Here is a 12329-nt window from a genome sequence, read left to right on the forward strand (position 1 = left end):
ATTTATTTGGGTCTCTCCACATTGAAAAGCGGGGTTTTTTGTATAAGCCGCCGATCCATCCTCCGGACTATATTTAATTAAGTGAACAAATAACTTCATTAATCTTTAAAAAAGACTTGTCAATTGATGAAATTGCTGAGATAATACTATGTGTAAGTGCTTACATTTTGCCGGGATACGATCATGAGCATATACGACTAAGCGGCAAAAGCTAAGGGGTACAGAGAATCAGCGCATATGCCGGTCAGATAAAAGGGGTTTATTATATCTTTTGCGAATTGAATGAAAGGGGCATTGAATTCGCGGTTTTTCAATAAGGGAGAATCATGATCGTATCCGAAAGATGCGAACGAAAAGTCTGTGCAGACAGGCTTTTTTAGTTTGAGGTCTGTTCTAAAGAAGCCCTTCGGGACATATTCTCTATAACAGGTACAGTCATCAAAGAAGGGGGACCTCCAGGTGTCAAAACAAATGCTTGCGCTGAATATAGACGGAACGCTGCTTCGGACAAACGGACGGCTTCATCCCGCCACGAAGGAAGCGATAGAATACGCTAAGAAGAAAGACGTTTATGTAACGCTCGTGACGAACAGACATTTTCGTTCCGCGTTAAAAATCGCCAAATCGCTAAAGCTCGATGCAAAGCTGATCACCCATAGCGGCGCCATTATTGCGGACAAAATTGATGAGCCTTTTTATGAAAAACGAATTTCTGAGGAAAAGACGTTTAATCTTGTTCAAATATTGGAGAGCTATGACTGCAATATCAGGATTCTGCACGAAAAATATTCGATCGGCAACCGGAAAAAAACAAACTCAAATCTGCTCGGAAAGACGATGATCCATCCGTCTGACCCGATTTTTTATCCCGTGCAGTTCGTCGATTCCTTGAGCGATATGCTGATGGATGAACCGGTCAGCGCGCCGGTCATTGAGGTTTACTGCACGATGGAAGAAAAGAAAGAGATCACGCATACGATCGAGAACGCCTTTCCTACAGTAGATGTCATCCAGGCCGGGGAAAAGCTCTTGATCGTTCAAAAAGGGGTTTCAAAAGAATCCGGCTTGGCGATGCTTGCGGGAGACCTCGGTTTTAAAATGGAGGACGTCGTCGCGATCGGGCATGATACCGATGATCTCCCGATGATTGAACTGGCGGGGATGGGCGTCGCCATGGGGAATGCCCCTCAGGAAGTCAAGCAAAAAGCCGACTGGGTGACGCGCTCCAACGATGAACAAGGCGTCGCCTACATGTTAAAAGAATATTTCAGAAAGCAGCAAAGCAAAGATTTTCTCAAAAAATTTCATATCAGAAAAGTGTAAAACGGATGTTCATCCCTGTTTTCTGAGAAAACGGGGATTTTATTGTTGACCTGCATTCTTTACAGCGGCATTGCTTTTTTCGGCGATGTGTTCCCGGATTGATTTTGGCGAGGTATTTTTGTACACTAAAGAAAGTTTTGAAACGAAAAAGGTGATGATATTGCGCATTCATATAGAAGGGCTTCAGGACGACAGATTCGTGAGGCCGCTCGAGAATATAGCCAACCTGTTTTTTGAAGAGTCCGAAGTGGCGATTGGCGAAAAAGGTGCTTCAGACCTTTCGATCGCCCTGCACTATGAGCTGGACGCTTCGTCGGTCCGGGCTGCAGGGGCGATTGAAGGAACTGATATTAAAGCTGAATACACGAAGTCGCTGGACCCTGAGTTGCCGGAGAAAGAAGCGTTTAAGCAAGTGAAAAACACCGTTTCTTACGTATTTTTAAGCGTTCTTCAAGAGCATACCGGCATCGTTCAGAAGTGGGGGATTCTGACGGGAGTCCGTCCGACAAAGCTGTTGCACAAAAAACTGCAAAGCGGGATGTCAAAAGAAACGGCGCATGCCGAATTGAAAAGAGACTACTTAATCCATGACGAAAAGATCGAGCTGATGCAAAACATCGTTGACCGCCAGCTTAAGGCCGTGCCCGATTTATACGGCCTTGACAGGGAAGTCAGCATTTATATCGGCATTCCGTTTTGCCCGACAAAATGCGCCTACTGCACGTTTCCTGCTTATGCCATTAGAGGGCAGGCAGGACGGGTCGGTTCTTTCTTGTGGGGGCTTCACTACGAAATGCAGAAAATCGGCGAATGGCTGAAAGAACACGGCGTCAAGATCACGACCGTTTATTTTGGCGGCGGCACGCCGACAAGCATTACGGCCGAAGAAATGGATCTGTTGTATGAGGAAATGTACCGCTCATTTCCCGATGTCAAAAACATCCGCGAAGTCACGGTTGAAGCAGGCCGCCCCGATACGATTACCCCGGAAAAGCTTGACGTCTTAAAAAAATGGAACATCGACAGAATCAGCATCAACCCGCAGTCGTATGAAAACGAGACGTTAAAGGCGATCGGCCGCCACCATACGGTTGAAGAGACGATCGAAAAATACCATTTGTCTCGCAAACATGGAATGTCAAATATCAATATGGATTTGATCATCGGCCTCCCGGGGGAAGGCGTCAAAGAATTCCGCCACTCCCTTTCGGAAACGGAGAAATTAATGCCGGAATCGCTGACGGTCCATACGCTGTCATTCAAACGCGCTTCGGAAATGACGAGAAACAAGCATAAGTATAAAGTGGCAGACCGCGAGGAAATCGTCGCGATGATGGATGACGCAGTGTCCTGGACGAAAGAGCACGGCTACCATCCCTACTATTTGTACAGACAAAAAAACATCCTCGGCAACCTTGAAAATATCGGGTACTCTCTTCCGGGCCAGGAAAGCATCTATAACATTATGATTATGGAAGAAAAGCAGACGATTATCGGCATCGGCTGCGGGGCGGCGAGCAAATTTGTCGATCCGAAAACGGGAAAAATCACGCATTTCGCAAATCCAAAGGACCCGAAATCATACAATGAGAGATTTGAACACTATACAGAAGAAAAACTCCGCTACTTGGCAGAACTGTTTGGACAAGACGCCAAAAGCGGGAGGTAAGAAAGGCTTCCGGCAATGCCGGAAGCCTTTTGTTTTACCATGCGCTTTCGATCTCTACATCCTCCGGAAGCTTGAACGGGTTTTTGCTGTTGATCCGGTCGTAAAACATGATTCCGTTCAAATGGTCGATTTCGTGCTGGGCGACGATGGCGGCGTAGCCTTTCAGCCTGAGCACCGCTTCTTTTCCGGTAATGTCGCATGCTTTCACTTTGATTCTCTCATACCTTGGAACATAGCCTTTTACGTCCCTGTCGACGGAAAGGCATCCTTCTCCTTCAGGCAGATAAATCATCTTGACGGAATGGCTGACGATTTTAGGATTCAGCAGCATGTATTCGTGCTGCCTATTCTTCTCGTCGGTAAAATACGCGGCAAACATCCGTTTATCAAGGCCGATTTGGTTTGCGGACAATCCGACGCCGGGACGAAGACCGTACGTTTTGGCCGTCTCGGGGTCCTGGCTGTTTTTTAAAAACTGCAGCATTGCCAAAAGCTCTTCCTTATCTTCTTCGGATGGAGGCAGGCTGACGTCGGCGGTCACTTTTCCCAGTATGTCGTGCCCTTCTCTTACGATATCTTTCATCGTGATCATATCATCTGAATGAAATTTGCCCATAGACCGAGACTCTCCACCTTTCTTTCTTGGAATTTCTAAAAGGCCGGATCAAATTTGGACAAGTTGATCATATCTTTTCAAAACGCGAATGTCCAATGGCTTGCATTTCCGCGAAAACGCAAAAGGAGACTCCGCAGGAGTCTCCTTTTTGTCACCCTCGCTGTTTTTTTGCATCGGGTTTTTTCCACTTAAACACGTGATTCAGCATATTGAAAATCCGTTTCGATTCCTTTGTGAGGAGCGGCCCCAATATGGCCAGAATCAGCACGTACAAAGCGGCAAACGGCTTTAATGTGGCAGAAAGTCCGCCGGCGATCCCGAGGTTGGCGACGATGATCGAAAACTCGCCGCGTGAGACGATCGTTAAACCGATATTGGACGAAGCTTTATGGGAAAGTCCGGCCCTTCTGCCTGCGACCATGCCGGCGATAAAGTTTCCGGCCAAGGTAAGGATGACGGCGCCGAGAGACAGCCATACCGCATCTCCCAATGTAAACGGATCGATGCTCAATCCGAAGCTGAAGAAAAACATCGCGCCGAAGAAATCGCGAAACGGCACGACCAAGTGCTCGATCCGGCTGGAATGCTCTGTCTCAGAAAACACGAGGCCGAGCAGCAGGGCACCGATCGCTTCGGCAACATGAATCGTTTCCGAAAAGCCGGCGACAAAGAAGAGCAGCGCAAAAATCACGATAATAAAGACTTCGTTTGAACGGATATCAAACAGCCGGTTTAACAATTTCGGCAGCTTCCTGGCGACGATAAAGAACAAAATCATGTAGCCGAAAGCGATCAAAATCGAAAGCAGCGCCTTTCCGACTGAAGTCGAGTCGCCAAGGACAAGCCCGGAGACGACGGATAAATAAACGGCGAGGAAAATGTCTTCGAACATAATGATTCCGAGAATCAGCTCGGTTTCCGGATTCGCCGTCCTCTTTAGGTTGACCAGTACTTTGGCGACAATTGCGCTCGAAGAAATCGTGATGATCCCGGCGACAATCAGGACTTCGAGAAACTCGAAGCCCGCGATGAACCCGAACAGGACGCCTAAGCTGAAATTGATCAGAATATAAATCGTTCCCCCGACAGCGATGGACCGTCCGGATTTGATCAGCTTTCCGATCGAAAATTCCAGTCCGAGATAAAAGAGCAAAAACAGGACGCCCATTCTGCCGAAAAAGGCAATGATCTCTGAGCTTTCGATAAACTTCAGATCGATGATGCCGATCGTCGGAGCGTGCGGACCGACGATCATCCCCAGAATAATCAAAAAGGGAATGATCGAGAATTTAATCCGGTTCGCGATTAAGGCAGCGATGGCAACAAGCAGGAGCGCGGTGCCGACTTCAAATACGAGATGATCCAATGAGCATCACCCTCCCTTTTGGGAAAGAAAATCCTGCTTCATTTTCTTGAGGTTTTTTCTTTCACCGGACAGGACGAGTGTGTCGTTTTCTTCAAGAACAGAGTCTGCTCCAGGATTCAACAATTTTTCCTGATTCTTTTTAATAATTGCGATCACGGTCACGCTGTAGTTTTGCCTGACGTCGATTTCACCGAGGGTTTTGCCGACGGCATTTGCCCCTTTTTCGACTTTGAACCATTCGATGATCAGGTCGTTAAACGCCATTTCAATCGATTCAAGCGCCTGCGGCTTATAGACCATCCCGCCGAGGATGGCGGCGATTTGCCTCGCCTCGCCGTCATCAAGAGAAATGTTGGTCACGATTTCATCGGGACCTTCGTCGTCGAAACGGTAGATTTCCCTTCTTCCGTCGTCATGAACGACAATCGTCATTTTTTCATGATTTCTCGTCTCTATTTCAAATTTTTTACCGATGCCCGGCAGATCATTTTCTTTAATATTCAATCGTATCCCTCCAAAATAACTTTTTCCTTTTGATCTGATCATTATACAGACAAAACAGGAAAAGTCAGGAGAGATAATTCGACTGGTATTTCACAGGGATGGCGCACGTTTTTTCCAAAAGAAAATCACCGTGCCGAACCTCAAGCTGAGGGATGAAACGGGTGACGCTTTCGGCGTGTGCGGAAGAAAAAATATTTGCATTCTTCCCTGTTTGATTCAGAAAGCTTTTTGCCAAAGGAGGGGGCTTTAAAACATGGGTCTCAGGGTTTGAGGAATTGAGAGACGTATGGCTGCTTGCTTCAGGATCGAAGCCGGTGATCTCGTCCTGAACGATGAATGACACCGTTAAGATGGATAAACTTAACAAAAACGTCAAAATGGTTTTGATCACTTTCCCCCTCCTTTCTTCACATGCTCTCTACCATCATGATATAAAAATGAAGATCATCATTCAACTAAAAAGGCTTGTTTCAGTATCAATTGATCTTGAAATGGAAGAAATCAGCCGATTCTGCCTTGAAAAAAAGGTTTTGAAAATAAAAAGTGGAATAGTTAAGCAATCCCCTGATGGAAACGCATTCAATGGAGGTGGTCTCATGGAATTGATTAAATGGAAAGACAGCGGCGAAGTATTTGAGGTGGTGCTGAATCGGCCTGAGGCGTATAATTCCCTGAACGAAAACATGCTCAAGGAACTGAAAGAGACTTTGATACTGGCGGAGGAAAGCACATCAAGGATCATGCTGATCAAAGGAAGCGGAAAAGGATTTTCAGCAGGCGGCGATATTAAGATGATGCTGTCTTCCGCGGATGAGAACCTGGCAGAAGAGGTCATCGATACGATTTCCGACATTGTGATGATGCTCTACAGCATGCCGAAGATCACGGTTGCGGCCGTCCACGGAGCGGCAGCGGGGCTCGGCATGAGTCTGGCGCTCGGCTGTGACCATGTGCTGGCGGAAAAAGAAGCAAAGCTGGCGATGAATTTTATCGGTATCGGACTGATCCCGGACGGCGGGGGCCATTTTTTCTTGGAGCGGAGAGTCGGCGAAACGGCGGCAAAGGAACTGATTTGGAGCGGCAAAAAATTGACGGCGGACGAAGCCCAGAAGCTCCGCCTTGTTGATGCCGTATTCGGCGGCGACCTTGACCGGCATGCCGGCGCGCATCTCGAAAAGCTCCTCGAGTCGCCGCTTTCCGCGATGATCGAGACGAAAAAAATATACCAAACCTTAAACGCCGGACGCCTTGAGCAAACGCTCGCGCTTGAAAAAAAAGCGCAGCTCAGAATGAGGAGGACAAAAGATCATCAGGAAGGGATCCGCGCATTTTTGGAGAAGAGGAAACCGCACTTTAATCATCATGCATGAAGAAAGCCGTCCTTCCTATTTTTAAATCGCGAAAAAACGCGCCATTTGTATGGTATAATGTTTGACATCTCTAAATATATTAGTCTTTTGGTCTTAGATGTGAGCTGCGAAAATCAATTTATGAAGTAGACATCGAGATGTTCGAGCCGAGGGGGGCGGGAGGAAATGAAACAAAAGATTCCATCTGAATACGTTGCAGCAAAGCTGAATGACTGGTACAGCGCCATTCGGAAAAATCAGGTTGCCGCCAGCGAGGCGCTGAAAGCCGAAATAATGCGCGACTTCGAGGATATGGAGGAAAATCAGGATGTGCTGCTTTATTACTCTCTGCTTGAATTCAGGCACAAGCTGATGCTCAGCTATCTGAAGCCGAAAAAAAGCGGAAACATCGAAAAAAATCTTCGTGATTTAGAGGAAAAAGAGGACCAGATGACAGGTTTGTTAAATTATTATTTTTGGTTTTTTAAAGGAATGTACGAGTTTAAGAAAAGGGAATTCGTCAAAGCGATCGGCTGTTATAAAATGGCCGAACAAAAAGTGAATGCATTAGAGGACAAGGTTGAAAAAGCCGAATTTTATTATAAGCTCGCCGAAATTTATTACTACATCAATCAGAGGTACCTTTCCATCAACTACGCGACGATGGCTTCTGATATTTTTCAATCTTATGAAACATTAAAGGAGAAAAAGATTTATTGTGATTTTATCATCGCCGGAAATTTGGTCGAATCGATGAAATACAACGATGCGCTCACAAATCTTGAACATGCGCTTGAGGATGCCGAGACGGTCGGAAACAGCCATTTGACGGCATCCGCCCATTTTAATCTGGGGAATTGTTACTTTTATCAAAAAGCGTATCGGCAAGCCTCAGAACATATGGAAAACGCTTTATTCATATTTGAACGAGAAAAGTCGTCATACGTGCCGAAGGTATTGTATAACCTGATGTACGTCCGTTTAAAGCAGTCAAGGCACGCTGAAGCGGCCGAATGCTATGAAAAGGGCATCAAAAGCGCGGCATCCCTTCATGATGAAGAGCACGAGGCAAAGCTCAACATTTTGCGTGGCCTGTATTTGGACGGCGGGGACCGCAGCGCCGTCCAAAGGGGGTTTGATTATTTGGAGTCAAAACGTCTCTACGCGGCCGTTGAAGAGCTGGCTTTGGATGCCGCCCAATATTATAATCAAATTGAGCGATTAAAAGATTCCATTTTTTATTATGAAAAGAGCGCTCAGGCAAGACGAAAAATTCAAAGAGGAGATGCATTGTATGAAAGCTAAGCTGTTGTTCGTTACATTGTCGCTGGCTGCTGTGCTGACTTCTGCAGGCTTTTTGGGAGAAGGACATTCCGCCCGGCTGTATGCTGACAAAATGATTACGAATTATGGCGGACCGTCCGCTGCATCTGTCGTTCAGAAAGCATGACCCGCTGAAAAGCACGATACTTTTCATAACGGGCATGTCAGGCGTGTTTTTTTATGCTGCTCGGCAGTTTGAAGCTCTCATCACCTGAGTGTCGGCAGAAACGGATCGCTTACGCGTCCTTTTTCCTCGGAGCGGTCAACCTTTGATTACGCGTTCTTATGGTGATCCCGTAGAACAGGAAACATTTCCGGCGGCGACATCTGGACCCTTTCCTCAAATGCTGCCGCCCGTTTTTTGTCAGCTGTGAAAGACGATCATTTTACCGGACGAATGGACTACGCGGTGCGTATGATCCAAAAACCGCTTTTTCTTCAGCAGATCTTTTCCTTTTTGTTTTGCTTCCTCTTCATTTTCCGCTTCAAAACGTTCGTTCAAAAGCGTTTCCCCGGTAGTCGCAAATACGGTTACATAATAGACTTCCATACTGTTTCTCCTTTCGTAAAATTTGTTTGCTTTTCTTAAATTTATATAAAAATCAAAAAAATCCTTTTTAAAGTGATATGACTAACGTATGATTGTAAGTTGGAAGGAGGAGTTTTTATATGCTTAAAATCGATCATGTGACAAAAAGGTTCGGCTCGTTTACAGCTGTTGACGATCTGACGCTTGACATCCCGGAAAAGCAAATGTTCGGACTGCTCGGCTCAAACGGCGCAGGCAAAACGACGACGTTCCGGATGATATTGGGGCTATTGAATGCGTCGGAGGGCGCCGTAACCTGGAAAGGAAAACCGATTACATACGGCGTCAGCAACGGAATCGGCTATTTGCCTGAAGAACGCGGACTGTATCCGAAGCTGAAAGTAAAAGATCAGCTCGTGTATCTCGGCCGTCTCAAAGGTATGACAAAGCAGAAGGCGCTCAAGGAAATGGAGAAATGGCTCGAGCGGTTCCACATTACAGAATATGCGGATAAACGGGTTGAAGAGCTTTCAAAAGGAAACCAGCAAAAAATCCAGTTTATTACGGCCGTGCTGCACAAGCCTGAACTGTTGATTCTTGATGAGCCGTTCAGCGGGCTGGATCCCGTCAATGTGGAGCTCTTGAAGGATGCCGTCATTTCCTTGAAAAACGGCGGTACATCGATTGTGTTTTCGAGCCACAGAATGGAGCATGTCGAAGAGCTTTGCGAGCACGTCTGCATTTTGCAGCGCGGCAAACCGGTTGTTCAAGGAAAACTGAAAGAAATTAAGCGTTCCTTCGGCAAAAAGAACGTCACGATTCATTCGGACGATGATTTGAGCTTTTTGAAGGAAGCGGACGGGATTGCGAAATGGAGGGAGACTTCTGAAGGCGTGAGGCTCCAGGTCGAGAATGAGGAAGTTTCCCAGCATCTGTTTACAATGCTCCAAGGGCGCGGGTTTATCAGGAAATTTGAACTTGAAGAACCTTCTTTGCATGATATTTTCGTAGAAAAGGTTGGTGCCCGATATGAATAAGTTTTGGATTGTACTGTTTCATACATATACAAGCAAGCTGAAAACGAAATCGTTTATCATTTCGACTGCGATTACGCTTGCGCTTGTCCTGGTTGTCACCAACTTGGGCAATATTATTTCCATGTTTGACAAAGACGGCGGCGAACCGGATAAAATTGCCGTCATTGATCAATCGAATCAGCTGTATGAGACGTTTTCCCAGCAGCTTAAAATGGCTGACAAAGACGATGAGCTTGAGCTTGTAAAAGCGGATAAGCCGGAAAAAGAGCTGGAAAAAGACGTCAGAGACGATGAGCTTTCCGGCATCTTGATTTTGTCAAAAGATCGAAAAGGCGAACTGACGGGAACGTACAAAGCGCTCGATATCGCTGATTCATCTGCCGTTTCCACAATGGAACAGGCGCTCTCCCAAACGAAGATCGCCGTCGGCACGGCTGAGCTGAATGTACCGTCTGACAAGCTGAATAAGCTGTTCACACCGGTTAAAGTAAAAAGCGTCGCCTTGAAAGAAGGGGCTAAAACGGAAGAAGAGCTTCAAAAGGCGTCAGGCCTTGTCTACATCGTGCTGTTCGTCATTTATATGTCCGTGGTGATGTACGCTTCAATGATTGCGACTGAAGTGGCGACGGAAAAATCGTCCCGCGTCATGGAAATCTTAATTTCAAGCGTACCGCCCGTCCAGCAGATGTTTGCCAAACTGTTCGGCATCGCTTTGCTTGGACTTACACAGCTTGCCGCTTTGTTTCTTGCGGGGTATCTTTCCCTCACGGGGAACCGGGAGGCAGGCGGAGCGTCTGAGTTGATTAAAGGCTTTTTGGACATGTCAGGCGTTCCTGTGTCAACGCTTGTGTACGGCGTGATTTTCCTGGGGCTCGGCTATTTCCTGTATGCGACGCTTGCAGCGTTTCTCGGAAGTGTCGTCAGCCGGATCGAAGATGTTCAGCAGACGATTTCACCGATGATCCTGCTTGTTGTCGCCGGGTTTATGATCGCGATGTTCGGATTAAATGCACCTGATTCAACGTTTATTACGGTGACTTCATTCATTCCATTCTTTGCGCCGATGATCATGTTCCTTAGAGTCGGAATGCTCGATATTCCGTTTTGGGAAGCGGCGTTGGGCATCGGGATCACCGCCGCAACGATCGTCATTCTCGCTATTATCGGGGCGAGGGTCTATAAAGGCGGAGTATTGATGTACGGAAGCGGAGGCGGACTGAAAAATATCAAGCAGGCGCTTCGGTTGTCAAAAGACGAATAATGAGAATAAGAGAAAAGCAGCTTTCAAGAAAAGCTGCTTTTTCGAGGTGAACAGTAGAACGTGCATTCGCCTGAAAGCCGTGATAGAATGGGGGCAGAAACGTTTTAAAAAGGAGCAAAAGATTGACAAATCTCACGTTCATTCATGCGGCCGACCTGCATCTGGACAGCCCGTTTCGCGGCATCAGCGGGCTTCCGGAGCCGGTTTACAGGCGGATTAGAAACAGCACATTTGAAAGCGCCGCGAATATGTTTAAGCTCGCCGTCAGCGAACAGGCTGATTTCGTGCTGCTTGCCGGTGATCTCTTCGATGAAGCAAACCGCAGCTTAAAAGCTCAGCTCTTTTTGCGCAAACAGTTTTTAAAGCTTGAGGAAAGCGGCATCCAGGTCTACGTGATCTTCGGAAACCACGATCACATGGGCGGCGAATGGACGCCGATCGAATGGCCGGACAACGTTCACGTGTTTTCATCGGCCCATATTGAAGAAAAATCGTTTTATAAAAACGGCCGGCTTGCCGCAACCATCTATGGCTACAGCTACCCGGAGCGCTCTGTATTTGCGAACAAGGCCGCCGAAATGAAAAGATCGACCGGCGCCCCTTTCCATATCGGCATGATCCACGGCACGCTTTCCGGAGAGAGCGGTCATGATCCGTACTGCCCTTTTTCGCTTCAGGATTTAAAAAACGGGCAGATGGACTATTGGGCGCTCGGCCACATACATAAACGGAAGGTCGTTTCCGCCGAACATCCGGCGGTGATTTATCCGGGAAACACGCAATCCCGCCATATGAAGGAAACAGGCGAGAAAGGGTGCTATCTCGTCAGGGCGGACGAGAGCGGGGTGTCTTTTGAATTTAAAGCGACGTCAGACGTCCTCTGGGAAGCACTTCCCATCGACGTGTCAGAAACGCGGCATTTGACGGATTTGATCAGCAGCATGGAGGATGCCCTCCAGCCTTTCAGAAGCAAGGGGGCGGCAGTCTGCATCAAAGCGGTGCTGACTGGAGAAGCACCGCCTTATTTGGCGGAAAGACCGGCCGGCATCATCGATGAGCTGCTTGACGTCTTTCGCGGCGAGGAGAAAGACGGGGAGTCGTTCATCTGGCTTGCCGCTGTTGAAGACCGCACCGTGGGGAGTGTGAACGCGATCGAAAGCGATGCGTTTTTTCAGGAGCTCACCCGCGAGATCGACGATTTTCAAGACTTCGGACAGGTTCTTGGCGATTTGGAGCGGCACCCCGTTTTTAGAAGGTACGGAGCGAGGTTTTATGAAGAGGATCTCTGCGGAATTCGCGAAGAAGCGAAAAAAGTGCTGCTCGATGAACTAAAGAGCATGAAAAGATAAGGG

13 protein-coding genes are annotated in these 12329 nt (G+C 47.3%); 8 read left to right on the top strand and 5 right to left on the bottom strand.

Annotation, left to right across the window (positions count from 1 at the left end; translation table 11 throughout):
• Positions 1–459: 459 nt before the first annotated feature.
• Positions 460–1323: a Cof-type HAD-IIB family hydrolase gene (locus tag AB447_RS13810; RefSeq protein WP_048353705.1), complete on the top strand. Its 864-nt coding sequence runs from the start codon at positions 460–462 to the stop codon at positions 1321–1323.
• A gap of 160 nt (positions 1324–1483) precedes the next feature.
• Positions 1484–2992 carry a coproporphyrinogen III oxidase gene (locus AB447_RS13815; protein WP_048353710.1) on the top strand — a complete coding sequence of 503 codons (1509 nt, stop codon included), beginning with the start codon at positions 1484–1486 and terminating at the stop codon, positions 2990–2992.
• A 34-nt stretch (positions 2993–3026) separates the two neighbouring features.
• On the opposite strand, the gene def is transcribed toward AB447_RS13815, so the two are convergent.
• The 4 genes from def to AB447_RS13835 form a co-directional block, all read right to left on the bottom strand.
• Positions 3027–3608 carry a peptide deformylase gene (def, locus tag AB447_RS13820; protein ID WP_048353704.1) on the bottom strand — a complete coding sequence of 194 codons (582 nt, stop codon included), beginning with the start codon at positions 3606–3608 and terminating at the stop codon, positions 3027–3029.
• A gap of 151 nt (positions 3609–3759) precedes the next feature.
• A complete protein-coding gene (locus AB447_RS13825; protein WP_048353703.1) occupies positions 3760–4974 on the bottom strand; it encodes a cation:proton antiporter in 1215 nt (404 codons plus the stop codon).
• Positions 4975–4980: 6 nt separating this feature from the next.
• On the bottom strand, positions 4981–5478 hold the full coding sequence (locus AB447_RS13830; protein ID WP_048353702.1) for a cation:proton antiporter regulatory subunit: 498 nt from the start codon (positions 5476–5478) through the stop codon (positions 4981–4983).
• Between the two features lie 64 nt (positions 5479–5542).
• A complete protein-coding gene (locus AB447_RS13835; RefSeq protein WP_048405671.1) occupies positions 5543–5869 on the bottom strand; it encodes a hypothetical protein in 327 nt (108 codons plus the stop codon).
• A gap of 205 nt (positions 5870–6074) precedes the next feature.
• Here AB447_RS13835 and AB447_RS13840 point away from each other — a divergent pair, with 205 nt between their 5' ends.
• The 3 genes from AB447_RS13840 (at position 6075) to AB447_RS25855 (ending at position 8277) form a co-directional block, all read left to right on the top strand.
• Positions 6075–6848, top strand: coding sequence for an enoyl-CoA hydratase (locus AB447_RS13840; RefSeq protein ID WP_048353701.1), 774 nt, complete (start codon positions 6075–6077; stop codon positions 6846–6848).
• Between the two features lie 165 nt (positions 6849–7013).
• Positions 7014–8132 carry a Rap family tetratricopeptide repeat protein gene (locus AB447_RS13845; protein ID WP_048353700.1) on the top strand — a complete coding sequence of 373 codons (1119 nt, stop codon included), beginning with the start codon at positions 7014–7016 and terminating at the stop codon, positions 8130–8132.
• The gene (locus tag AB447_RS25855; RefSeq protein WP_156183555.1) at positions 8122–8277 is read left to right on the top strand and encodes a hypothetical protein; all 156 of its coding nucleotides are present in this window, start codon (positions 8122–8124) and stop codon (positions 8275–8277) included. Before AB447_RS13845 ends, AB447_RS25855 begins: the two co-directional genes overlap by 11 nt.
• Positions 8278–8514: 237 nt before the next feature.
• Here the strand turns inward: AB447_RS25855 and AB447_RS13850 are convergent, their stop codons facing one another.
• Positions 8515–8700, bottom strand: a complete 186-nt coding sequence (locus AB447_RS13850; protein WP_048353699.1) for a YhzD family protein — start codon at positions 8698–8700, stop codon at positions 8515–8517.
• A 119-nt stretch (positions 8701–8819) separates the two neighbouring features.
• Between AB447_RS13850 and AB447_RS13855 the strand changes: the two genes are divergently transcribed.
• The 3 genes from AB447_RS13855 to AB447_RS13865 all read left to right on the top strand — a co-directional run bounded on the left by AB447_RS13855 (position 8820) and on the right by AB447_RS13865 (position 12326).
• Entirely contained in the window at positions 8820–9716 is an 897-nt protein-coding gene (locus AB447_RS13855) for an ABC transporter ATP-binding protein (RefSeq protein ID WP_048353698.1), read from the top strand.
• Entirely contained in the window at positions 9709–10977 is a 1269-nt protein-coding gene (locus tag AB447_RS13860; RefSeq protein ID WP_048353697.1) for an ABC transporter permease, read from the top strand. Before AB447_RS13855 ends, AB447_RS13860 begins: the two co-directional genes overlap by 8 nt.
• 122 nt (positions 10978–11099) lie before the next feature.
• On the top strand, positions 11100–12326 hold the full coding sequence (locus AB447_RS13865; protein WP_048353696.1) for a metallophosphoesterase family protein: 1227 nt from the start codon (positions 11100–11102) through the stop codon (positions 12324–12326).
• The last annotated feature ends 3 nt before the right edge of the window (positions 12327–12329 follow it).

The organism is Bacillus glycinifermentans, from assembly GCF_001042475.2.
Taxonomy (GTDB): domain Bacteria; phylum Bacillota; class Bacilli; order Bacillales; family Bacillaceae; genus Bacillus; species Bacillus glycinifermentans.

Excerpts from the sequence above, each read along its gene's own strand:
- def (WP_048353704.1), bottom strand. The coding sequence starts at position 3,608 with ATGGGCAAATTTCATTCAGATGATATGATCACGATGAAAGATATCGTA.
- AB447_RS13840 (WP_048353701.1), top strand. The coding sequence starts at position 6,075 with ATGGAATTGATTAAATGGAAAGACAGCGGCGAAGTATTTGAGGTGGTG.
- AB447_RS13845 (WP_048353700.1), top strand. The coding sequence starts at position 7,014 with ATGAAACAAAAGATTCCATCTGAATACGTTGCAGCAAAGCTGAATGAC.
- AB447_RS25855 (WP_156183555.1), top strand. The coding sequence starts at position 8,122 with ATGAAAGCTAAGCTGTTGTTCGTTACATTGTCGCTGGCTGCTGTGCTG.
- AB447_RS13850 (WP_048353699.1), bottom strand. The coding sequence starts at position 8,700 with ATGGAAGTCTATTATGTAACCGTATTTGCGACTACCGGGGAAACGCTT.
- AB447_RS13855 (WP_048353698.1), top strand. The coding sequence starts at position 8,820 with ATGCTTAAAATCGATCATGTGACAAAAAGGTTCGGCTCGTTTACAGCT.
- AB447_RS13860 (WP_048353697.1), top strand. The coding sequence starts at position 9,709 with ATGAATAAGTTTTGGATTGTACTGTTTCATACATATACAAGCAAGCTG.